The organism is Kutzneria sp. NPDC051319, assembly GCF_040682195.1.
Taxonomy (GTDB): Bacteria; Actinomycetota; Actinomycetes; order Mycobacteriales; family Pseudonocardiaceae; genus Kutzneria.
Window position 1 is genome coordinate 1 of record NZ_JBFBAM010000081.1, and the last position, 20,595, is coordinate 20,595.

General features: G+C 70.5%; 21 protein-coding genes. 13 read left to right on the plus strand and 8 right to left on the minus strand.

From position 1 onward, the window contains the following. The first annotated feature begins 119 nt into the window (after positions 1-119). Positions 120-1,085, plus strand: a complete 966-nt coding sequence (locus AB0M73_RS42590; protein ID WP_363904246.1) for a hypothetical protein — start codon at positions 120-122, stop codon at positions 1,083-1,085. Here the strand turns inward: AB0M73_RS42590 and AB0M73_RS42595 are convergent. Both AB0M73_RS42595 and AB0M73_RS42600 read right to left on the minus strand, forming a co-directional pair. Further along, a complete protein-coding gene (locus AB0M73_RS42595; RefSeq protein WP_363904249.1) occupies positions 1,082-1,897 on the minus strand; it encodes an LLM class flavin-dependent oxidoreductase in 816 nt (271 codons plus the stop codon). The two genes, AB0M73_RS42590 and AB0M73_RS42595, sit on opposite strands and share 4 nt — an antisense overlap. 10 nt (positions 1,898-1,907) lie before the next feature. Beyond that, a complete protein-coding gene (locus AB0M73_RS42600; RefSeq protein WP_043715622.1) occupies positions 1,908-2,639 on the minus strand; it encodes an alpha/beta hydrolase in 732 nt (243 codons plus the stop codon). A gap of 48 nt (positions 2,640-2,687) precedes the next feature. On the opposite strand from AB0M73_RS42600, the gene AB0M73_RS42605 reads away from it, so the two are divergent. After that, a complete protein-coding gene (locus AB0M73_RS42605) occupies positions 2,688-3,953 on the plus strand; it encodes a cytochrome P450 (protein WP_363904252.1) in 1,266 nt (421 codons plus the stop codon). 23 nt (positions 3,954-3,976) lie between these two features. Beyond that, the gene (locus AB0M73_RS42610; RefSeq protein WP_363904255.1) at positions 3,977-4,333 is read left to right on the plus strand and encodes a PASTA domain-containing protein; all 357 of its coding nucleotides are present in this window, start codon (positions 3,977-3,979) and stop codon (positions 4,331-4,333) included. Here AB0M73_RS42610 and AB0M73_RS42615 read toward each other — a convergent pair. Continuing rightward, positions 4,308-4,781, minus strand: a complete 474-nt coding sequence (locus AB0M73_RS42615) for a hypothetical protein (protein ID WP_363904257.1) — start codon at positions 4,779-4,781, stop codon at positions 4,308-4,310. The genes AB0M73_RS42610 and AB0M73_RS42615 overlap by 26 nt on opposite strands. Before the next feature lie 171 nt (positions 4,782-4,952). After that, a complete protein-coding gene (locus AB0M73_RS42620; RefSeq protein WP_363904260.1) occupies positions 4,953-5,516 on the minus strand; it encodes a hypothetical protein in 564 nt (187 codons plus the stop codon). Positions 5,517-5,744: 228 nt separating this feature from the next. On the opposite strand from AB0M73_RS42620, the gene AB0M73_RS42625 reads away from it, so the two are divergent. The 3 genes from AB0M73_RS42625 to AB0M73_RS42635 all read left to right on the plus strand — a co-directional run bounded on the left by AB0M73_RS42625 (position 5,745) and on the right by AB0M73_RS42635 (position 9,730). After that, positions 5,745-6,728, plus strand: coding sequence for a helix-turn-helix transcriptional regulator (locus AB0M73_RS42625; protein ID WP_043715629.1), 984 nt, complete (start codon positions 5,745-5,747; stop codon positions 6,726-6,728). Between the two features lie 206 nt (positions 6,729-6,934). After that, entirely contained in the window at positions 6,935-9,025 is a 2,091-nt protein-coding gene (locus tag AB0M73_RS42630; RefSeq protein WP_363904264.1) for a hypothetical protein, read from the plus strand. A 33-nt stretch (positions 9,026-9,058) separates the two neighbouring features. Next, positions 9,059-9,730, plus strand: a complete 672-nt coding sequence (locus AB0M73_RS42635) for an SDR family oxidoreductase (protein WP_363904267.1) — start codon at positions 9,059-9,061, stop codon at positions 9,728-9,730. 69 nt (positions 9,731-9,799) lie between these two features. On the opposite strand, the gene AB0M73_RS42640 is transcribed toward AB0M73_RS42635, so the two are convergent. Both AB0M73_RS42640 and AB0M73_RS42645 read right to left on the minus strand, forming a co-directional pair. Continuing rightward, entirely contained in the window at positions 9,800-9,943 is a 144-nt protein-coding gene (locus tag AB0M73_RS42640; protein ID WP_363904270.1) for a hypothetical protein, read from the minus strand. A 57-nt stretch (positions 9,944-10,000) separates the two neighbouring features. Beyond that, positions 10,001-10,915: an SDR family oxidoreductase gene (locus AB0M73_RS42645; RefSeq protein ID WP_363904273.1), complete on the minus strand. Its 915-nt coding sequence runs from the start codon at positions 10,913-10,915 to the stop codon at positions 10,001-10,003. A gap of 203 nt (positions 10,916-11,118) precedes the next feature. Here AB0M73_RS42645 and dgoD point away from each other — a divergent pair, with 203 nt between their 5' ends. Both dgoD and AB0M73_RS42655 read left to right on the plus strand, forming a co-directional pair. After that, entirely contained in the window at positions 11,119-12,267 is a 1,149-nt protein-coding gene (dgoD, locus tag AB0M73_RS42650; protein ID WP_363904276.1) for a galactonate dehydratase, read from the plus strand. Further along, positions 12,264-12,875 carry a bifunctional 4-hydroxy-2-oxoglutarate aldolase/2-dehydro-3-deoxy-phosphogluconate aldolase gene (locus AB0M73_RS42655; protein ID WP_363904279.1) on the plus strand — a complete coding sequence of 204 codons (612 nt, stop codon included), beginning with the start codon at positions 12,264-12,266 and terminating at the stop codon, positions 12,873-12,875. The genes dgoD and AB0M73_RS42655 overlap by 4 nt, the downstream gene beginning before the upstream one ends. Before the next feature lie 111 nt (positions 12,876-12,986). Here the strand turns inward: AB0M73_RS42655 and AB0M73_RS42660 are convergent, their stop codons facing one another. After that, complete coding sequence (locus AB0M73_RS42660; RefSeq protein ID WP_363904282.1) at positions 12,987-13,715, minus strand: FadR/GntR family transcriptional regulator; 729 nt, start codon at positions 13,713-13,715, stop codon at positions 12,987-12,989. A 114-nt stretch (positions 13,716-13,829) separates the two neighbouring features. Between AB0M73_RS42660 and AB0M73_RS42665 the strand changes: the two genes are divergently transcribed. The 5 genes from AB0M73_RS42665 to AB0M73_RS42685 are packed head-to-tail and all read left to right on the plus strand — an operon-like array spanning position 13,830 to position 19,723. Continuing rightward, on the plus strand, positions 13,830-15,113 hold the full coding sequence (locus AB0M73_RS42665) for a substrate-binding domain-containing protein (RefSeq protein ID WP_363904285.1): 1,284 nt from the start codon (positions 13,830-13,832) through the stop codon (positions 15,111-15,113). Positions 15,114-15,115: 2 nt separating this feature from the next. Continuing rightward, positions 15,116-16,045: a sugar ABC transporter permease gene (locus tag AB0M73_RS42670; RefSeq protein WP_363904288.1), complete on the plus strand. Its 930-nt coding sequence runs from the start codon at positions 15,116-15,118 to the stop codon at positions 16,043-16,045. Beyond that, the gene (locus tag AB0M73_RS42675) at positions 16,042-16,869 is read left to right on the plus strand and encodes a carbohydrate ABC transporter permease (RefSeq protein ID WP_363904291.1); all 828 of its coding nucleotides are present in this window, start codon (positions 16,042-16,044) and stop codon (positions 16,867-16,869) included. The genes AB0M73_RS42670 and AB0M73_RS42675 overlap by 4 nt, the downstream gene beginning before the upstream one ends. After that, the gene (locus tag AB0M73_RS42680; protein ID WP_363904294.1) at positions 16,866-18,908 is read left to right on the plus strand and encodes an alpha-galactosidase; all 2,043 of its coding nucleotides are present in this window, start codon (positions 16,866-16,868) and stop codon (positions 18,906-18,908) included. The genes AB0M73_RS42675 and AB0M73_RS42680 overlap by 4 nt, the downstream gene beginning before the upstream one ends. Continuing rightward, positions 18,905-19,723 (plus strand): DUF6786 family protein, encoded by an 819-nt coding sequence (locus tag AB0M73_RS42685; protein ID WP_363904297.1) that lies wholly within the window; start codon positions 18,905-18,907, stop codon positions 19,721-19,723. The genes AB0M73_RS42680 and AB0M73_RS42685 overlap by 4 nt, the downstream gene beginning before the upstream one ends. Here AB0M73_RS42685 and AB0M73_RS42690 read toward each other — a convergent pair. Next, positions 19,707-20,573: an alpha/beta fold hydrolase gene (locus AB0M73_RS42690; RefSeq protein WP_363904300.1), complete on the minus strand. Its 867-nt coding sequence runs from the start codon at positions 20,571-20,573 to the stop codon at positions 19,707-19,709. The genes AB0M73_RS42685 and AB0M73_RS42690 overlap by 17 nt on opposite strands. Positions 20,574-20,595 lie beyond the last annotated feature (22 nt).

The window sequence follows — 20,595 nt, forward strand, 5'->3', positions numbered from 1 at the left end:
CAGACAGCCCCCCCGCAAACAACAAAAAAACATTTTCGACCTCCCCAAACCCCACACCTCGGTGTGGAGGAATGGTCCCTTCCGAACTTCAAAACGGGGGGTCTGCCAATCTGGGGCGTGTGATGCGTCGGTGGCTGCCCGTGGTGTTGGCGATCCTGGTGGTGGTCGTGACGGCCGGGGTCCGCCCCGCCGGCAACGCGCGGGAGGTCGGCGGCTCCAACTACGACTTCTACGGCCTGAGCGGCGGTTGCAGTCGCGAGCAGTACGGGACCGTCGACAGCTTTGACCGCGGCCGGGACGTCATCGAGAAGCAGCTGAGCCAGATGTACGATGCCGGCCAGCGGCGGCTGCGCATCGGCATCTTCCACCAGCACGGGCGGGACACCGGCACGGTGATGGACTCCAGCACCGGCGACCTCTCCCCCGCCGACCGCCGGCAGTTGACCGAGCTGCTGGCGGCCGTCAAGAAGGCGGGCTTCCACGAGATCGAGGTGGCCTTCCACCCGCAGGGCGACGACTCCCCGCAGGACTGGGACGCCATGGACGAGCAGGCGTACCGGGAGAACTGGAGCCTGATCGCCAACCTGCACCCGCTGATCGCCGCCGCCGGCCTCCCGTACAAGATCGATCTGCTCAACGAGGGCATGCCGATGTCGACCGAGCCGGTGCTGCGCCAGTACGCGAAGCGGCTGTGGGCCGACTACACGGCGAAGTTCGGCAAGGCCGACACGGTCGGGTTCTCCATGACGGTGTGGATCGCCGACCGCGCCACCCAGCTGCCCGCCGTCTACGGCTCGAATCCGCCCGACCTGTTCGACGTGCACCTCTACGGCGACAGCTGGAACGGTGACGAGTACTCCCAGTTCGTACAGGCCGACAAGAAGATGACCGCGCTGGGCTACCGCCAGCCGTGGATCATCGGCGAGACCTACTTCGACGACGTCCTGGCCGCGCAGGGCATCCGACAGGCCATCGGCGCCACCGGCCGCCAGGTTCGCTACATCACCCAGTGGCCGCTCAGCCGCGACCGGCGGTGCGCCGATGTCGACGTCGCCCCGCCGACCCGCTTCCTGACCGGCATCTAGGGCACCAGCGGCCGCACCTGCTCGACCACGAAGCGCACGAAGCCGACCGGATCGGGCTCGTCGCCGGTGGGCTGCAGGATGACCGTGTCGGCCCCGGCGTCGGCCAGCTCACGGACGGCGGCCGCGACCGTCTCGGCGTCGCCGGCCACGCCGTGCTGGGGGTCGTTGCGGCGCAGGCGCTCCAGGGCGCCGGGGCCGGTGGCCACGTGCAGGGCTGCGATGATCTCGTGGTCGATGAACTCCCGCAGCCGGCGCACACCCTCGACGGTCTCGTCGGCCACGAGCAGCGTGCCGTCGGCGGATTCGGCGGTCAGCCGCAGGGTCTTGGGCCCCTGGCCGCCGGCGAACACCTTCACCGGGCTCGACGGCGGCCAGTCGAGGCGGACCCGGTCCAGCTTCACGTACCGGCCGCCGACCGTGACCTCCTCGCCCCGCAGCAACGCCCGCAGCGCGTCGAGGTACTCCCGCAGCAGCGTCATCGGCGAGGCCACGCGGGCCCCGGTCTGCCCCATCCAGCTCTGCACGCCGTGACCGACGCCGACGATCACCCGATCGGGGAACAGCCGGTGCAGGGTGGCCACCTCCATGCCGGCCAGCGCGACGTTGCGCAGCGGCACCGGCAGCAGGCCGATGCCGACGCGGACCCGCTCCGTCCAGGCAAGTGCGGCGGCCGCGGCGGCGATGCCGCTCTCCGAGAAGCAGTCCTCCCACACCCACAGCTGCTCCAGGCCCAGCGCCTCGGCCGTCTCGGCCATGGGGCGCAGGGTCTCGGGCGGGAACTGGGGGCGGAACACGGTGCCGAGGGCAGTCATGCCGCCCTTCCTACCAGCCGCCGGTCCGGTTGATCACGTCCAGCAGCGTGCCCGGCTCCTCGACGTGCAGGTTGTGCCCGAGGCCGGGCAGCACCTCCACGTTCTCGGCCAGCGCGCGGACCTGCTCGGGGGAGCTCATCGGGTCGTTCTCGCCGGTCACCATCAGCACCGGGCACTTCGCGGCGGCCAGCAGCCCACGCATGTCCGGCCGGCCCACGGCGAAGGTCGACGGGTCCAGGGCCAGCCGCCAGCCGTCGCCGGTCGCGGCCAGGCCGTCGGGATCGGCCGGCATCAGACCGCCGAGACCGGACACCTTGAGGTAGCGCTGAGCAGCCTCTTCCTTGCTGCCGAACGTCTTCACCGGCCGCTGGGCCATCGCGGCGGCCCCGGCCAGCTCGTCGTCGGTCCACTCCACCTTCACGCCGACGGCCACCGCGCGCCGCACCTCCACGCCGTACCAGCCGCTGGCCAGCGCGACCGCCAGCACGCCGCCCAGGGAGTGCCCGATCACGGTGACCGGCTCGCCGGCCGGCAGGTGCTCGGCCACCGCGCCGGCCATGGCGCCGAAGGAGTACCGCTTCAGCCGGCCGGATCTGCCGTGCCCGGGCAGGTCGGGGGCGATCCAGCGGCGGTCGAGCCGCTCGACGAGGCCGTCCCACACCGCGCCGGTCGCGCCCAACCCGTGCAGCAGCAGCACGGTCGGTCCGCCGGCTCCGCCTGTTCGCACCCTCAACGTGTCCACCGTCCGGATCTTTCCCCACCACGGCCCCGGCGGGCTAGCGTCGTGGCCGTGGACGCCAGCGTGATCAACGATCCGGAGACCTATGTGCGCGGTGTGCCGCACGAGGTTCTCTCCTCGCTGCGGGCGGAATCCGCCGTGGTGCGGGTGGACGACTTCTGGGCGGTGCTGCGGCATGCCGAGGCGCGGCAGGTGCTTCGCAACCCACAACTGTTTTCGTCGACGCTGGGCGGCACCCAGATCCGCGATCCGCTGACGGCCGAGGATCTCCGGTACGTGCGGCGAATGATGCTCAACATGGATCCGCCGGACCATCCCCGGCTGCGCGGCCTGCTGGCCCGGGCGTTCACGCCGCGGGCGGTGGCACGGCTGACCGATCGGATCACCGTATGGGCGGACGACCTCGTGGCCGCGGTGCAGGGCGACGGCGGCGGCGATCTGGCCAAGCAACTGGCCGATCTGCCGCTGCTGGTGCTGGCCGAGGTGTTCGGCGTGCCGGAGCAGGATCGGAGGCTGATGTTCGACTGGAGCAGCCGCGCCATCGGCTTCCAGGACGCCGAGTACGCCGCGATCGACACCGTCGACGCCTCGGGCGTGACCGACATGGCCCGTGCCGCGCTGGCCATGCGCCCCAAGCCCGGGCCCGACGGCCTGATGCCCGATCCCCGCAGCCGCAACGGCATGCCCGACCTGTACGCCTACGCGACCGCCCTGGGCGAGCACAAACGTTCGCAGCCGGGCGACGACGTCATGAGCAACCTCATGCGGCACGTCGACGACGACGGCGGGCGGGTGTCGATCGAAGAGTTCGAGACCCTGTTCTGGTTGTTCTCCGTGGCCGGCAACGAAACCCTGCGCAACGGCATCCCCGGCGGCCTGATCGCCCTGATGGCCCATCCCGTCGAGTACCGGCGGCTGCTGGCCGACCGGTCGCTGCTGCCGACCGCCATCGACGAGATGCTGCGCTGGTGGACACCGGTGATGCACTTCCGCCGCACCGCCACCGCCGACACCACACTGTCCGGAGTGGACATTCGCGCCGGGGACAAGGTGGTGGTGTGGTTCTCCTCGGCCAACCGGGACGAACGGGTGTTCCCCGACCCGCACCGCTTCGACGTCGGCCGCACCCCCAACGACCACCTGACCTTCGGCCACGGCCCGCACTTCTGCCTCGGCGCCCAGCTGGCCCGGGCCCAGATGACCGCCGTGTTCACGGCCGTGTTGGACCGTTTGGGGGAGGTTCGCCCGGCCGGCGAGCCGATCCGGCTACGGTCCAGTTTCCAGAACGGAGTCAAGAGCCTGCCGGTCACGTGGTGACCACGCCTGGGGAGGTTTGTGCCTTGCTCAAGTTCGTCGTCGGTGTCGCGCTGGCCGCCGTGGCCACCAGCTGCGGCCCCAATCAGATCGGGACCACGCCGGGCGCGCCGCCGGCCACGTCCACCTCGCCGCTCATCCAGCACTGGGCCATGCCGAACCTGGTCGGCTCGGGCCTCCAGGACGCCCAGGACGCCATCCAGAAGCTCACCGGCAACGAGATCTTCTTCAGCGCCTCGCACGACGTCAGCGGCAAGGGCCGGCACCAGGTCCTGGACCGGGACTGGAAGGTGTGCAACCAGAACATCGCCGCCGGCACCCGGATCCAGGCCGGGGTGAAGATCGACTTCGGGGTGGTCAAGCTGGCGGAGGCGTGTCCCTGAGGTCGAAGGGATCGGTCTGCCGCAGCACCCTTCGCGCCGTGACCTGGTTGCCCCACATCAGGACGGCCATCAGGGCGCACACGACCGTCAGCGTCACGAAGGTCCAGTACGAGAACGCGGTGGACGCACCGGCGTCCAGGGTGGTTTCCGCCAGCAGCACGCCGCACGCCAGCGTGAGCCAGACGAAGGACCAGGACATGCCCCGGCGGAGCACCTCCTCGCCGGCCCAGCGGCGGGCCACGTCCCGGTGCTCCGGGGCCGGGACCTGGCGGCGCCGAAGAGCATGCATCAGCCTGCGCCGCTCCGGCTTCGGCAGTTCGCGCATCGGCGTCCGCAGGTTCAGGTACCGAATGCCGGCCCGGCGGAGCGCGGCATGCGACACCCAGAGGTGCACCAGCGCCATCAGGAGGAGCCACACCCCCGTCAGAATCAGAACAATCGCCCACATGGGACGCATCCTACGGCGCGGGACTCCGAGGTCGGAGCGGTTTTCCACGCAATGTCGAGCCCCCGGCCGCACCTTGTCCTTCCGCGGCACCGACACCGAGGCCGCCTGGCACATCGACCTCACCGGCGACGCCGACCTGCTGGCCGTCTGGTCCAAGCACGTCGCCTTCGATCAGGGCGCGACGGCCACCCACAGCGGCAGTGGGTGGCCGCTCTCCTTGGGCGTGAGCCGCTGCACGGCGGCGAAACCGGCGGCGGTGAGCCCGGCCGTGACCTGCGCGCCGGTGATCACCTGATGGCGGGTGGAGACCGCGCGGATCAACTCCCACTGGCTGCCGGAGCGGGCCAGTTGGAGCACTTCCAGGCCGTAGGACTGCCCGTCCTCGGCCCAGTCCCACAGCTGCACGGTGACCTGGCGCTGCTCGCCGCGGCCGGACACGCGCGGCGGCGGGGCGGTGGGGCGCAGGCGGCGGAGCTTGTCGAGCTCGGGGACGGCGGCGATGAACAGGCCGCCGGGACGCAGCGCCAGCCGGGCGGCCGAGAGGGCGGCGTCGAGGCCGTTCTCATGGGCCAGACGGGGCAGCAGGTCGTCGTTGGCATGCACCACATCGACGGGATTTGCCGGCATCTGGGCCAACACGTCGAGCAGATCGGCGAACCGGTGGTCGCCCGGACCCAGCACCGCGGTGGCCACGTCGGCGAACACGCGGTCGCCCGCGGGTCTCGGTGTGGTCACGCCGGCCAGACTACGGGTCCGCCACCCGGCGGCTTGCCCCCGGCCCGACACTAAGGTGAACCAACCCGTACGCGGGACCGTCGAACCGGTTACACCTGGACACCTGGCGACTCCACGTAATACTTTACGCCATCAGGAGTACACACAGCCTCCGTTCAGAGGTGCCACGGTCACGTGCTCACCCAGTAGTGTCACTGCTGCGTGACAAGTTGACAGCGAGGAGTCACTATGACGATCGCTGCTGGTCATCCGGATCTGTCGTTCGTCGACACGGTGCCAGCCGACCGGGACGAACTGGTCGGCCTGCTGGCCACCGGTCCGTTTCCCGACGCCTTGCGCGCCGCGATCAAGACCAGCCGGTTGAGCCTGGACCGCATCCAGCACCGGCTGGGGTTGCGCGGCATCACGATCAGCGTCGCCACGCTCAGTTACTGGCAGTCCGGCCGGAGACGGCCGGAGCGGCCGGAGTCCCTGGAAGCACTGCGTCACCTGGAAGCCGTGCTCGGCGTGCCGCCGAGCTCGCTGACGGCGCTGCTGGGCCCGCCTCGTCCGCGGGGCCGCCGCAGCCGTCCGACCCGGGTGCTGCCGATCGACGCGCTGTGGTCGCGCCGGGAACGGCTGGCCGCGCTGCTGGCCCGGGTCGACACCACCTCCGACTGCCGGCTCGGCCGGCTCAGCCAGCACGACCGCATCGAGGTCGCCCCCGACGGCGGCCAGCGCTCGCTGTGGGTGCGCCAGGTGCTGCGGGCCGAGCAGGACGGCGCCGACCGCTGGGTTCTGGTGTACGACGCCGAATCCGGGCCCGGCATGATCCCCGAGCTGACCAACCTGAGCAACTGTCGGGTCGGCCGGACCGCGGTGGACGAGGAGTCCAGCATCATGGTCGCCGAGCTGGTCTTCGACCGCACGCTCGCGCGCGGCGACACCGTGATCATGGAGTACCAGCTGAACAACCCCGGCCCGCAGTACCCGGCCAGCGGCAACGCCTACTGCCGCAAGTTCCGGCTGCCGGTCCGGGAGTACGTCATCGAGGTGCGCTTCGACCAGTCGCGGCTGCCGGCCCGCTGCCAGCAGTACGCGGTGCCGGCCGGCGAGGAGGGCCCGTCCCGCCGCCGCAACCTCACGCTCGACCCGTCCGGCGGTGTGCACTCCGTCGCCCTGGGCTTCGGCCCCGGCGTCTTCGGCATCCGCTGGGACTGGCCCAGCCGCTAGCAGCTCTCCCCGAGAAGCCCGTCGCCATGCCCCGGCGACGGGTTTTTTCGTGCTCAGGGCCAGAGCAGCGCTCGGCGTGTTGGCCGGCCACGGTCTATCCACCGACTCGTTGTACTAAATTAGGAATAATTATTGACAGCCCGGGTACCTCGCCGGTTACCTTCCTCCCGGCAGCAGCGCAGCCGCCAGGAACGAGGTAACCATCGATGTCCCGCTTGTTACGCAGACTCACGCTTGCCTGCGCGATCGCGCTCGGCGTCGGCTCGGTGGCGGTGCCCGCTGCGACCGCCCAGACCGACAGCCACGGCGCCGGCCAGCATGACTCGAGCGTCGTCTCCCCCACCCCGTACATGGGCTGGAACACCTACTTCGGTGTGGGCCGCCCGACCGAGGACAACGTCCACAGCGTCGCCAACTTCCTGAAGTCGAGCGGCCTCGCCAAGGCCGGCTACGACATCGTGTGGCTGGACGGCGGCTGGCAGGCCGACACCACGCCCCGCGACAGCAAGGGCAACCTCGTCGTCGACCCGGCGCGCTGGCCGCACGGCCTGGACAACCTGGTCAAGTTCATCCACGGACTGGGCCTGAAGGCCGGCATCTACACCGACGCGGGCGCCTACGACGGCAAGAACTGCGGCCTGGGCAGCGGCGGCGGCTACTACCAGCGCGACGCCGACCAGTTCGCCACGTGGGGCTTCGACGCGGTCAAGATCGACTTCCTCTGCGGCCTGGCCCAGAAGCTCGACCCGGCCGTGGTGTTCCAGCAGTTCTCCCAGGCCGTGGCCCAGTCCGGCCGCAAGATGATCCTCAACCTGTGCGACCCGGTCACCGGCGAGTGGGGCGTGCCGGACTGGCCGTCCACCCGTCAGGCCGGCTACGCCTACACGTGGGGCCCGGGCAACGCGACCTCCTGGCGCACCGACACCGACGTCGCCTTCGGCAACGCGACCGCGGGTGAGTGGCCGGCGGTGCTGCGCAACATGGACGACAACGCGGCGCACCCCGAGGCGCAGAGCCCCGGTCACTACAACGACCCGGACTACCTGATCCCGATGCGTCCCTTCCCCACCGGCGGCACCGAGCTGACCGAGGAGGAGTCGACCACGCAGTTCGTGATGTGGGCCGAGATGTCGTCGCCGCTGATCATCGGCTCCGACCCGCGCACGCTGCCCCAGTCGATGCTGGACACGTTGAAGAACCCGGAGATCCTCGCCGTGGACCAGGACCCGCTGGCCATCCAGGGCGTCCGGATCGGCGACTCGGGCTCGGGCAACGTCTACAGCAAGGTGTTGTCGGGCAAGGGAAACCGGGCCGTCGTGCTGCTCAACCGCGGCACCGCGCCGTCCGACATGACCGTGGACCTCGCCAAGGCCGGCCTCAGTGGCACGGTGAAGGTGCGCGACCTGCGGGCCCGCGCCGACAAGGGCAGCGCCACCGGCTCGTACACCACGACCGTGCCGGCGCACGGCACCGTGATGCTGAAGCTGTCCGGCACGGACCTGGCCCCCGGCGCCGACCTCGGCGGCAACGCCAGCGACAGCCCGGCCCTGGCCCGGTTCGACGACACGCACGCGTACACCTTCGTCCGAGACGCGTCCGGCCAGCTCGCGGAGAGCACGGTCGGCAGCGGCAAGTGGGCCATGCTCGGCGGCCCCACCCAGAACCAGATCGTCGGCCAGCCCGCGGTCTACGCCTCGGGCGCCGACCGGGTGGACGTCTTCGTGCGCGGCACGGACAACGCCGTGTACCAGCGGACCTTCGAGCACGGCTGCTGGGGTCGCTGGATCAAGCTCGGCGGCACCGTGACCGACTCCCCCACCGTCGCCTTCACGTCGCCGACGCAGTGGACCCTGGTGGCCCGCGGCGCCGACGGCAAGGTGTGGCAGCGCGGCACGACCGGCAGCTGGACGTCGCTGGGCTCGCCCAGCGACAAGCCGATCTACGGCCGCCCCAGCGCCGTCGCGGACGCAGGAGGAACGCACATCGTCGTGCGAGCGTTCGACGACAGCGCCTGGCTGTGGGAGCAGGGCACCGGCTGGACCGGTCTCGGCGGCGTGATCAGCACCGCCCCCACGCTGCTCGCGACCTCCGGCCGGCTGTACATGTTCGCCCGAGCCAGTGACTACACGCTGTGGCAGCGCAACTTCGCCGACGGTCAGTGGGGAGGATGGTTCCCCCGCGGCGAGTACGCCAGCAACGCCATCGTCGGCACCCTCGGTGTCGCCGCCGGCGCAGGAGGCTCGGCGTGGGTGGCCGTCCGCGGTGTGGACGACCATGTGCACCAGACCGTGCTGTGACTAGGAGTTTCCTTGTCTGAAAGAGTTGCAGTCGTGACGGGGGCCGCGTCCGGTATCGGCGCGGCCACCGCCCGGCGGCTCACCGCGGACGGCTACCGGGTGATCGGCGTCGACATCGCCGAGGGTCCCGAGGTGGCCGTCCGCGGCGACGTGAGCGCGCAGGCCACCTGGGACGAGGTGTCCGAGCTGGTCGGCGGGTCGGTGGACGCGTTGGTGAGCAACGCCTTCACCGTCGTCGTGAAGCCGCTGCACGAGCAGACGCCGGCCGAGTGGTCCCGCCAGATCGAGGTCAACCTCACCGCCGCCTTCCTCGGTGCGCGCCAGTTCCTGCCGTCGCTGCGGGAGCGGCACGGCGCGATCGTGCTGGTGTCGTCGGTGCATGCGCTGGCCGGCCTGCCGGGGCATCCCGCGTACGCCGCGAGCAAGGGCGCACTGGTGTCGCTCGGGCGGCAGCTGGCGGTGGAGTACGCGCCGGAGGTGCGGGTCAACGCCGTGCTGCCGGGGCCGGTGCTCACCGGCGCGTGGGATCGGGTGTCCGAAGAGGACCGCTTGCGCAGTCAGGATTCCACGCCCATGCGGCGGCTCGGCGATCCGGCCGAGGTGGCGTCGGTGATCGCGTTCCTGCTGTCCTCGGAGGCGTCCTTCGTGACCGGCGCCGACCTCGTGGTCGACGGCGGCTGGACCGTGCACAAGGACTCGGCGTGACCAGCTCATGCAGGGAAGGACGCCTTACCCTCGTTGAACGCGGGTAAGGCGTCCTTCCCTGCATCAGGGTCAGGCGTTGGTCAGCGGCGCAGGATCACCCGGGCCGGGCCGGGCCGGGGCGGCCTCGGCGGCGGTGAGGCGGATGGGCAGGCAGGTCAGCTCGTAGGGGCCGGGTTCGGCGGCGGCGAGGTCGAGGCCCTCGATGATCGGCACGCCCGCCCCGAGCAGGGCGTGGTGGGCCGGGAAGTCGTTGGCGCCGAAGCTAGCCGGTCAGATCGCGAACCGGACCCCGGTGAGGCGTTCGCTTTCCTGCCACAGCCGCAATCCTTCCGCCGGATCGTCCGCGCCACGGGGCAACTTCGCCGGGATCGGCGCGCCGGCGGTCTGGTCGCGCCCGGCCGGCCCGTAGAAGCCGCCGCTGACGATGTCGGCGCAGGTCGACGCCCACAGCGACGGCCAGGCCGCGCCCTCCGGCGAGCCCATCAGCAGGACGCGAGCCAGCGCGACCGCCGCCCGGTCGAGCACGCCCTGGCGCTGCCGCTGGAGGTTGGTCACCGCCGACCCGGGATGCACCACCACCGCGTCGATGTTCGTGCCGGACAGACGCCGGGCCAGCTCCGTGGTGAAGACCACGTTGGCGCGCTTCGACTTCGCGTAGGCCCGCATGCCGCCGTAGCGCTGTTCGCTCATGAGGTCGTCGAGCCGGCCCACGCTCCAGCGTGCGGCCATCGCGCTCACCGTCACCACCCGCGCGGCCTCCGCGCGCCGCAGCGCCGGCAACAGGCCCGCGGTCAGCGCGAAGTGTCCGAGGTGGTTCGTGCCGAACGTGAGCTCGAAGCCGTCGGCTGTGGTGCGGCGCTCCGGCACGTTCATCACGCCGGCGTTGTTGATCAGCACGTCGAGGGTCTCGGTGGCCGCCAGGCGGTCCGTCGCCGCGGCGATGGAGGCCAGCGAGCCGAGATCGACCGCCAGCGTGTCCACGCGGTCCCCGGACAGCGTGCCCGCCGCACGGTCCAGCTTGGCCTGGTCGCGGCCGGCGAGGATGACGCGGGCGCCATGGTCGGCGAGAACCCGGGCCGTCTCCAGCCCGATGCCACTGTTCCCGCCGGTGATCAGCGCCGTGCGGCCGGTCAGGTCGCCGATGTCGGTCGGGCTCCAGCGCGCGGTCGGCCGGGTCGCCGGCATGGCCACCACCTCCTTATTGAACGTCCATTCATTACCGGTTCCGAGCGTGACACGGCGGCGTGAGACTGTCAAATGAACGTTCATTCGATACGACGGTCACCTGGTCCAGCCAGGCGCGAAAACCGATTCGCAGAAGTATCCATAATTAATGAGTTGATGTACCCTGAGCGACGTCCGGCGACCATCCGTGAGGCGGGGACCCTGTGAAGATCACTGACATCGAGACGTTCCTCGTGCCCCCGCGCTGGCTGTTCCTGAAGGTCAGCACGGACGAGGGCGTCGTCGGCTGGGGTGAGCCCGTGGTCGAGGGCCGGGCGGAGACCGTGCAGGCCGCAGTGCACGAGCTGACCGACCTGGTGCGCGGGCAGGACCCGCTGCGTATCGAGGAGCACTGGCAGGTGTTGCGGCGCAGCGGTTTCTACCGCGGCGGGCCCGTGCTGTCCAGCGCGCTCGCCGGCTACGACCAGGCCCTGTGGGACATCGCCGGCAAGGTCCGCGGCGTCCCCGTGCACGAGTTGCTCGGCGGCCCCGTCCGTGATCGCATCCGGGTCTACTCCTGGGTCGGCGGCGACCGTCCACAGGGGATTCGCGAGGCCGTTCAGGGTCAGGTCGACCGCGGCTTCACCGCCGTGAAGATGAACGCCTGCGGGCCCATCGACGCCATCGCCACCCCGGCCGACGTGGACGGAGTCCTTGCCCGGGCCCATGAAGCCCGTGAGGTGCTCGGCCCCGACCGCGGCCTGGCCATCGACTTCCACGGCCGCGTCTCCCCCGCCATGGCCCGTCGCCTGCTGCCGCTGCTGGAGGAGGTGCGGCCGCTGTTCGTCGAGGAGCCGATCCTGCCCGAGTTACCGGCTTCCGTCCTCCAGTCCGTTGTGGACAGTTCCCCGGTGCCCATCGCCACCGGGGAACGGCTCTACTCCCGCTGGGAGTTCAAGCCCGTGCTCGACGCCGGCATCGCCGTCGCGCAGCCCGACCCCTCGCACGCCGGCGGCATCTCCGAGTTGCGCCGGATCGCCTCGCTGGCCGAGATCTACGGCGCCAGCATCGCCCCGCACTGCCCGCTCGGCCCCATCTCGCTGGCGGCCAGCGTGCAGGTGGCGTTCGCCACGCCCAACTTCCTTATCCAGGAACAGAGTCTGAACCTGCACTACAACGCCGGCAGCGAGCTGACCAGCTATCTTGTGGACACCAGCCCGTTCGCGTTCGTGGACGGGCAGATGGCCCGGCCGACCGGGGTCGGGCTGGGCATCGAGATCGACGAGGACGCCGTGCGCCGGGCCGCCGAGATCGGCCACGCATGGCGATCGCCGGTGTGGCGGCACGAGGACGGGAGTCTCGCGGAGTGGTGACCTTCGGCAGTGTTCTTCGTTCCACCCGGCTGGTGGGCATCGTCCGGGGCGACGGCGTGGGCAACACCCGCGAAGCCGTGCGGGTGCTGTTCGAGTCCGGCGTGCGTCTGGTCGAGGTCTCCCTGACCGGACCCGGCGCCCTGGAAGCCATTTCCTCCATCCAGGCGCCCGAGGGCTGCTGGCTCGGAGCCGGCACGGTCCGAACCGCCGCCGACGCCTCGGCCGCCATCGCCGCCGGAGCCACCTTCGCCGTCAGCCCCGCGCTGACCGCCTCCGTCGCCGCCTGCGTCGGCGCCGGCCTCCCCATCCTGGCCGGCGCGCTCACCCCCACCGAGGTGGAGTCCGCCGTCGCCGCCGGGGCCGAGGCCGTCAAGCTCTTCCCCGCCTCCTTCGGCGGCCCCGGCTACCTTTCCGCGCTGCGCCAACCCTTCCCGACCGTTCCCTTCGTTCCAGTCGGCGGCGTCGGCGTCGCCGAGGCCGAGGCCTACCTCGCCGCCGGGGCCATCGCCGTGGGCGTCGGCTCCCCGCTGGTCGGCGACGCCGCCACCGGTGGCGACCTGTCCGCCCTGGCCGAGCGAGCGGCCCGGTTCGTCAAGCTGGCGTCGTAGCGTCCATCTGCCCGGCGCAGGTCGGTCCGCACGTGCTCGACGCGCCACCGGCCTCGGCGTCGACGGCTTCGTCACGAGGGTGGCCAATGGCGGCCCGGCCGTCCCGCGCGATCACTGCCCGGAGATCCGCCTGAAGTCCTCGCTGGCCTTGTCGACCAGGGCCCGCATGGCCTGCTCGGCGGCCTCCGCGTCGCGTTCGCGGATGGCGTCGAGCACCTTGCGGTGGCTGGGCACCGGGTCGTCGGCGGGATCGGCGTTGTGCACGACCTGGTCGCGCATGGCCAGGCCGCTGGCGATCACCCGTTCCATCTGGACGACCAGCTGGTTGTGGGTGGCGCCGAGCAGGGCCCGGTGGAAGTCGAGGTCGGCCTCGACGAGCTTGCCGGGGTTGCCGGCGGCCTCGCCCATGCGGGCCAGCGCATCGTCCAGGTCGATGAGGTCCTGGTCGGTGGCGCGCTGGGCGGCCAGCTTGGCGGCGGCGGGCTCCACGATGGACCGAACCTCGGCCAGGTGCTCCAGCAGGTCGGGGTCGGGCGGCCCGGCCGAGCGCCAGCGCAGCACGTCGCCGTCGAGCATGTTCCAGTCGGTGCGGGGCCGCACGAAGGTGCCGCGCTTCTGCCGCGCGTCGATGATGCCCTTGGCGGACAGCACCTTCAGCGCCTCGCGCAGCGCGGTGAGGCTGACGTCCAGCTCCTCGCGCAGCGCGAGCAGATCCAGCGTCGCCCCCTCGGGGATCTCCCCGGACAGCACTCGCCGCGCGAGCGCCTCGACGGTCTGCCCGTGCACTCCCCTGAGCTGGTACCCGGCCAACACCCCTCCACCCGTGATGCGTGAGGGCATACAGTATCGCTCCGCCACCGCAGATACTAATTTAGTAATATATCTTGACACCGTGGCCTCGCGGTTGCAACCTCACTGTCACCTCCCAACCCACGTGAACGACAGGGGTCGCTGATGACCACCACGGGCTTCTCCCGGCGCAACTTCCTGGCCGGACTCGGCGCCGTAGGCGCGGCCACCGCCCTGGGCGGCTGCGTGACCTCGACCGGCAGCTCGGTGTCCAGCGGCTCCGCCACCGGCCCGGTGACCGTGCAGTCCAACCTCTCCGCGCCGTCCGCGAAGGCCGCCATGCAGGCGCTGATCGACGGCTTCAACAAGAAGGGCGCTTCGCAGTCGACGCTCAACACCGTCGCCTCGGAGACCTTCCGCACCCAGCTGCCCACGTACCTGACCTCGTCCAACCCGCCGGACGTGATGACCTGGTACGCCGGCTCGGTGGCCCGCTCCTACGCCGACAAGGGCCTGCTGCTCGACGTCAGCGACGCCTGGAACGGCGTCTCGGGCTACAGCGACGCCCTCAAGCAGCTCAGCACCGACAACGGCAAGCAGATCTTCATCCCCACCAGCTACTACTTCTGGGGCCTGTTCTACCGGAAGTCCAACTTCGCCAAGTGGGGCGTGCAGGCGCCGACCACCTGGGCCGAGTTCCTCCAGGTGTGCGAGACGATCAAGTCCAAGGGCGTGACCCCGATCGGCCTCGGCGCGGACAACTCCACGCCGTGGGTGGCCTCGGGCTGGTTCGACTACCTCAACATCCGCGTCAACGGCGCGAACTACCACCGTGAGCTGCTGGCCGGCAAGCACAGCTTCGCCGACCCGCAGGTGCATAAGGTGTTCGACCAGTGGAAGACGGCGCTGCCGCACTTCGATCCCAAGGGCACCGCGCTGTCCTTCCAGGACGCCACCACCAACCTGCTGCAGGGCCGCACCGGCATGATGCTGATCGGCACCTTCCTGCTCGACACCACGCCCAAGGAGGACGTCGACGACATCGACTTCTTCCGCTTCCCGGTGATCGACCCGGCGGTGCCGCTGGCCGAGGAGGGCCCGACCGACGGCTTCTTCGCCAGCGCCCACACCGCGCGCAAGCCGCAGACCCTCGAGTTCCTCAAGTACCTGACCACGGTCGAGGCGCAGGAGGCGTACCTCAAGTCGTCCTCGGGCAGCTCGCTGCCGGCCAACTCGGCCGCCAAGGACGCGGGCACGGCGCTGATCACCAAGGGCAAGCAGATGCTGCAGAAGGCGCCCGACCTGACCCAGTTCTTCAACCGGGACTCCAGCGACGCGCTCCAGCCGACCGCGGACAACGCGCTGATCAAGTTCATCCAGCACCCGGAGCAGATCGACTCCATCCTCACCGACTGGCAGACCGCCGCGAAGAAGATCTGGACCTCCTGACCATGACCGCAACCCTGACGGCGCCGGCCGTGGCCCCGCCGTCCTCGGCGCGATCACGCCGCAGGCGCCGCACGCTGTCGCCGATCCTGTTGGCCTTCGTGCTGGTGCCGCTGCTCGTGGAGTCGTTCTGGGTGTTCTGGCCCGCGCTCCAGGGCATCTACCTGTCGTTCACCAGCTGGGACGGGGTCTCGCCGGCGGCGCTGGTCGGCCTCGGCAACTACGCCGAGCTGTTCAGCGATCCCACCTTCGGCAGGGCGTTCCTGGACACGGTGCTGTGGCTGGTGCTGTTCGGGGGGTTCTCCGCGCTCGGCGGCCTCGCCATGGCGATGCTGTTGCTCAAGGAGCGGCGCGGTGTCGGCTTCTACCGCGCCGCGCTGTTCACGCCGGTGGTGTTCTCGCTCGTCGCCACGGCGCTGATCTGGCAGGCGATCTACCAGCCGGACGGTCTGGTCAACACCGTGCTCGGGGCGCTCGGACTGGACAGCTGGCAGCACTCCTGGCTGGCCGACGCCAACACCGCGCTGTACGCCGTGATCGTGCCGGCGCTGTGGCGGCAGATCGGCTACATCATGGTGCTGTATCTGGCCGGGCTCAAGGGCATCGACCCGACCCTGTACGAAGCGGCCACTGTGGACGGAGCTTCCAAGTGGCAGCAGTTCACCAAGATCACCCTGCCCCAGCTGAGCAGCGTCAACTCGGTGGTGCTGTCCGTGATCATCATCGACTCGCTGCGCTCGTTCGACGTCGTGTGGGCGCTGACCCGCGGCGGCCCCTACCACTCGTCGGAACTGCTGAGCACCTACATGTACTCCACCGCATTCCAGTCGCTGCGCCTCGGCTACGCCTCCGCGCTCGCCGTGGTGATCTTCGTGCTGGCCTTCGGGGTCATCCTCACGTACCTGGTGCGTGCCTTCCGGGACGCCGACGCATGAGCCGGCGCCCCCTCCGCACCGGCGGCTACCACCTCGTCGCCGGCGGCATCTCCGTACTGTGGCTGCTGCCCATCGCGCTGGTGCTGGTCACCAGCGTGCGCAGCTTCGACGACGTGGCCGCGAACGGCGTCGGCAGCCTGCCGCACTCCTTCACGCTGGGCAACTTCGGCCAGGCGTGGGTGGACGGCGGCGAGTTCCAGGCGATGGTCAACAGCCTCATCGTGACCATCCCGGCCGTTATCATCACGTTGGCTCTGGGCGCGATCTCAGCCTTCGCCCTGAGCCGCTACGACCTGCCTTTCCGGCGGACCGTGCTGCTGGTGATGCTGGCGGGCAACCTGTTGCCGCCGCAGATCCTGCTCGTGCCCGTGTCGAAGATGGCCGAGATGCTCGGCATCTACGACTCCCTGACGGCGCTGATCGGCGTGCAGATCGGCTTCGGGCTGGGCTTCTACACCTTCGTGCTGTACGGCTTCATGCGGGCCATCCCCAACGAGATCCAGCAGGCCGCGGTGATCGACGGCGCGTCGCCGATGCAGATCTTCTGGCGGATCATCCTGCCGCTGACCCGGCCGGCGCTGGCGTCGCTGTCCGCGCTGGCGTTCACCTGGGTGTTCAACGACCTGCTGTGGTCGATCACGGTGATCCGCAGCGACACCAAGATGCCCATCACCTCGGCCCTGCTCGGCCTGCAAGGACAGTACGTGTCGCAGTGGAACGTCATCGCCGCCGGCTCGGTCATCGCCGCCATCCCGACCGTCGCCGTGTTCCTGCGGTTCCAGCGGCACTTCGTGGCCGGACTTGCCCTGGGGGCGGTGAAGTGACCCAGCAGTGGACGCTGCGGCTGGCGACCACCTCGTACACCGTCGGGCTGCCGGAGCACCGGCGCTGGGCCGAGCTGCGGGCCTGGGGCCCGCACGGCGTCGAGGACGGCCCGTCGCCGCTGGCCAACGTCGGCCGCACGCCCTATCTGACCGAGGCCGACGGGGCGCCCGTGGAGTACGCCCCGTTCGGCCTGCGGCCGTTCGCCGGGGCCGACCTGGTGGCCGGGCCCGTCGACGCGGCCCGCGAGTCATGGTGGACGTTCGATTCCGCTTCCTACAAGGAAACCTCCCTTCGCCTGACCTTCGCCGACCAGCTGACCGGCCTGCGCACCGACCTGTACTACGAGGTCGTTCCCGGCACCGACGTGCTGCTGCGGTGGGCGGAGCTGACCAACACCGGTTCCGTGCCGATCCGCCTGGAACGCTTCGACTCCGCCGGTTTCTGCCTGCCCGTGGACACCGCTCGCGTGTCGTTCCTCATCGGCCGGTGGAGCCAGGAGTTCCAGCTGCGCCAGGTGGTGCTGCCGGCCGGCCGGTTCGAGATCAACAGCCGTCAGGGCGTCGCCGGGCATGGCTACTCCCCCTGGCTGGCCGTGCAGGACGACTCCTCCCCGGACGGGCCGACGTGGGGTTTTCAGTTGGTGTGGCCGGGATCCTGGCGGATCGACGCCGACATCGAGCTGAGCGGCTCCTGCCGGGTGCGCGTCGGCCGTCAGCCCCACGAGTCGGCCGTGCTGCTGGAACCCGGCGCCACGTTGGAGACGCCCCAGGTCGCCGCCGCCTACAGCGCCGACGGCCTCGGCGGCCTGGCCCAGGTGTGGCATTCGTACGAGCGCCGGCTGTCCCCCGGCGGCCGCCAGGTGCTGTACAACTCCTGGGAGGCCACGGAGTTCGCCGTCGACGCCGCCGGCCAGCTGGAGCTGGCCAAGGTGGCGGCCGAGCTCGGCGCCGAGCTCTTCGTGGTCGACGACGGCTGGTTCGTCGGGCGTGACGACGACACCGGCGGCCTCGGCGACTGGACGCCCGACCCGGCCAAGTTCCCCGACGGCTTCGGGGCCTTCGTCGAGGACGTGCGGGCCCAGGGCCTGGAGTTCGGGCTGTGGGTGGAGCCCGAGGCCATCAGCCCCAAGTCCCGGCTCTACGCCGAGCATCCCGACTGGGTGTACCACCTCGACGGCCGCGAGCCCACCCTGATTCGCAACCAGCTGCTGCTGGATCTGGGCCGCGAGGACGTGTTCTCCTTCGTGCTGTCCACCCTGGACGGTTTGCTGTCCTCCTATCCGATCCGGTACCTCAAGTGGGACATGAACCGGCCGCCGACCGAGCGAGGCCGCCCCGGCCTGGGCGATCCCGAGTCGCTTGACCTCGACGGCGCCCATGCCCGGAACTACCTGCGGGTGCTCGACCACCTGCGGGCCGCCCACCCCGACGTCGCCATCGAGGGCTGCGCCGGCGGCGGCGGCCGGGTCGAGCTGGCCACCATCGCCCGCACCGATGTGGTGTGGCCCAGCGACAACACCGGACCGCTGGACCGTCTGTCCATTCAGTACGGCTTCCTACACGCCCACGCCCCACACGTGATGAGCTCGTGGGTCACCGACGCCGTCGGCCTGTTCGATCGCCGGCCCCGTTCACTGCGGTTCCGCTTCGTGCTGGCCATGGCCGGCGCCCTGGGCATCGGCGCCGACATCCGGTCGTGGACGCCGTCACAGCGCTCGGAGGCCGCCGGGTATGTGGCGCAGTACAAGGAGCTTCGGGAGTTCCTGCACTCCGGCACCGTGACGATGATCGGCACTCCCGCCGATCCCGCGTTCGCCCTCCAGTACGCCGGGCCCGATCGGGTTGTCGTGCTGGCCTGGAACACCGGGCCCCTCGACGGCACCCCGGCGCTGTCCGGCCGGCAGTCCCGGCTCCGTCTGTCCGGTTTGGACGCCTCGGCCCGGTACGGCTCGTACAGCGGCGCTCATCTCATGTCCGCCGGGCTGCCGGTCAGCTGGGAGTCCGTGGACGCCGACGTGATCGTGCTGGACCGCTCGTGACCATCACGTTCGCCCCCGCTTCCGGCCGGATCCTGCAGGCCTCGGTGCGCGGCCGCGACGCCTTCTGGGTCGCGGCCCCGGATCCGTCCGGCTGGAACCTTGGCGGCGACCGCCTCTGGCTCGGCCCGGAACGGGACTGGTTCTGGGCCGGCGAGGCCCGGGACGACCTGTCCCAGCACGTCGTGCCGCCCGAGATCGACCCCGGCCCCTGGGACGTCGTGCACGAGCGCCCCGACGGCGTCGACCTGGTGCTCGGCACCACCCTCGTCAACCGCGACACCGGCTCCCCCACCAGCGTCCTTGTCGAGCGGCACATCACCGTGCTGGCCGACACCCGCTACGTCGCCGAGTACGAGACCGAGACCGTGCTCCAAGTCCAGAGTGGACACCCTGTAGATCTGTGGAGCATCGTCCAGGTCCCGCTCGGCGGCCGCCTGGAGATCGGCGTCACCGGCCAGTTCTCCTTCCGTGACCACCTCCCCTCTCCCGTTGACCCCGCCCGTTTCACCGTGCTGGACGGCCTGGCTGCCATCGACCTCGCCGGCCAGCACATGTCCAAGTTCGGCCTCACCTCGTCCGTCGCCACCGGCCTGCTCCGGTACACGCTCCCGGGTCTCGTCATCGAGCGGCACATCGACGTCCGCCCCGGCGGCGACTACCGGGACGGCCCGTATCAGCTGACCGGTGACGTCATTCAGGTCTTCGAGGACGACGGCCATTACGGCGGCTATGCCGAACTGGAGCACCACAGCGTCGCCTGCCAGCCCGGCCAGGCCGTCATCGACCGCTGCCGCACCGTCATTCGTGCGACGTGAGGAAGGCCAGGATCCGGTCGTTGACCGTGCCCGCGTGGGTCTCCGCCAGCGGATGTAGTGCGCCGTCGATGATGTCGGCCTCCACGTCCGGCATCAGGCTCCGCACCCGGTCCAGCACCTGCCGTGGGTCGTGCACGATGCTGTTCTCCCCCAACAGCACCAGCGTCGGCATGTGCAGCCGGCGCACCTGCGCGTCCTTGGCGTAACGGATCATCGGCACGCTCGGGCGGTAGTGGGCCATGCCGAAGTTCACCACCCGCTGCCGGTCCGGATCGTTCGGCCATCCTCCTTCCACGAACCGGCCGAACCGCTCGAACTCCGCTTCGGTTCGTACGGCCAACAAGCGCAGGAACCGGGGCAGGCTGGGTAATGGCGGCCGTCCGAGCGAGTTGCCTCCCGGTTCCAGCAACAGCAGGGACTCGACTCGTCTGGGCTCATGCCAGGCCAATTGCATCGACACCCATGCCCCGTACGACAGTCCCCCGACGTGGGCGGTGTCGATGTCGAAGTGGTCGAGCACATCCTCCAGCCACAGCGCCAGATCGACCGGTCTTCGGATCGGCGCCGTCTGCGCCCCCAGCCCCGGCAATCCCAGCGTGTCCACCGCGATCACCGTATGCCTCGCGCCCAGCGCTTCCGCGTTCGGCGACCAGTTCGCCGCCGTCGCCCCCGTTCCCGGCACCAGGAGGATCGGCGGCCCTTGGCCGTACCGGATCACGTGCGTGCGGCCGAAGCGGGTCTGCACGTCGTGGTCCTCCGCGCCGGCCGGCCACTGCGCCCGCACCCGGGCGTAGATCTGTCGGTACTGCTTCGCTGACCTGCTGTCCGTGAATCCCCCGATTTTCCCCATGTGCCCGTTCTACTCCCATGGG

Coding starts and splice junctions, on each gene's coding strand:
- AB0M73_RS42595 (WP_363904249.1), bottom strand. CDS start 1,897: ATGACTGCCCTCGGCACCGTGTTCCGCCCCCAGTTCCCGCCCGAGACC.
- AB0M73_RS42615 (WP_363904257.1), bottom strand. CDS start 4,781: ATGTGGGCGATTGTTCTGATTCTGACGGGGGTGTGGCTCCTCCTGATG.
- AB0M73_RS42625 (WP_043715629.1), top strand. CDS start 5,745: ATGACGATCGCTGCTGGTCATCCGGATCTGTCGTTCGTCGACACGGTG.
- AB0M73_RS42630 (WP_363904264.1), top strand. CDS start 6,935: ATGTCCCGCTTGTTACGCAGACTCACGCTTGCCTGCGCGATCGCGCTC.
- AB0M73_RS42645 (WP_363904273.1), bottom strand. CDS start 10,915: ATGCCGGCGACCCGGCCGACCGCGCGCTGGAGCCCGACCGACATCGGC.
- AB0M73_RS42660 (WP_363904282.1), bottom strand. CDS start 13,715: ATGCCCTCACGCATCACGGGTGGAGGGGTGTTGGCCGGGTACCAGCTC.
- AB0M73_RS42665 (WP_363904285.1), top strand. CDS start 13,830: ATGACCACCACGGGCTTCTCCCGGCGCAACTTCCTGGCCGGACTCGGC.
- AB0M73_RS42670 (WP_363904288.1), top strand. CDS start 15,116: ATGACCGCAACCCTGACGGCGCCGGCCGTGGCCCCGCCGTCCTCGGCG.
- AB0M73_RS42675 (WP_363904291.1), top strand. CDS start 16,042: ATGAGCCGGCGCCCCCTCCGCACCGGCGGCTACCACCTCGTCGCCGGC.
- AB0M73_RS42690 (WP_363904300.1), bottom strand. CDS start 20,573: ATGGGGAAAATCGGGGGATTCACGGACAGCAGGTCAGCGAAGCAGTAC.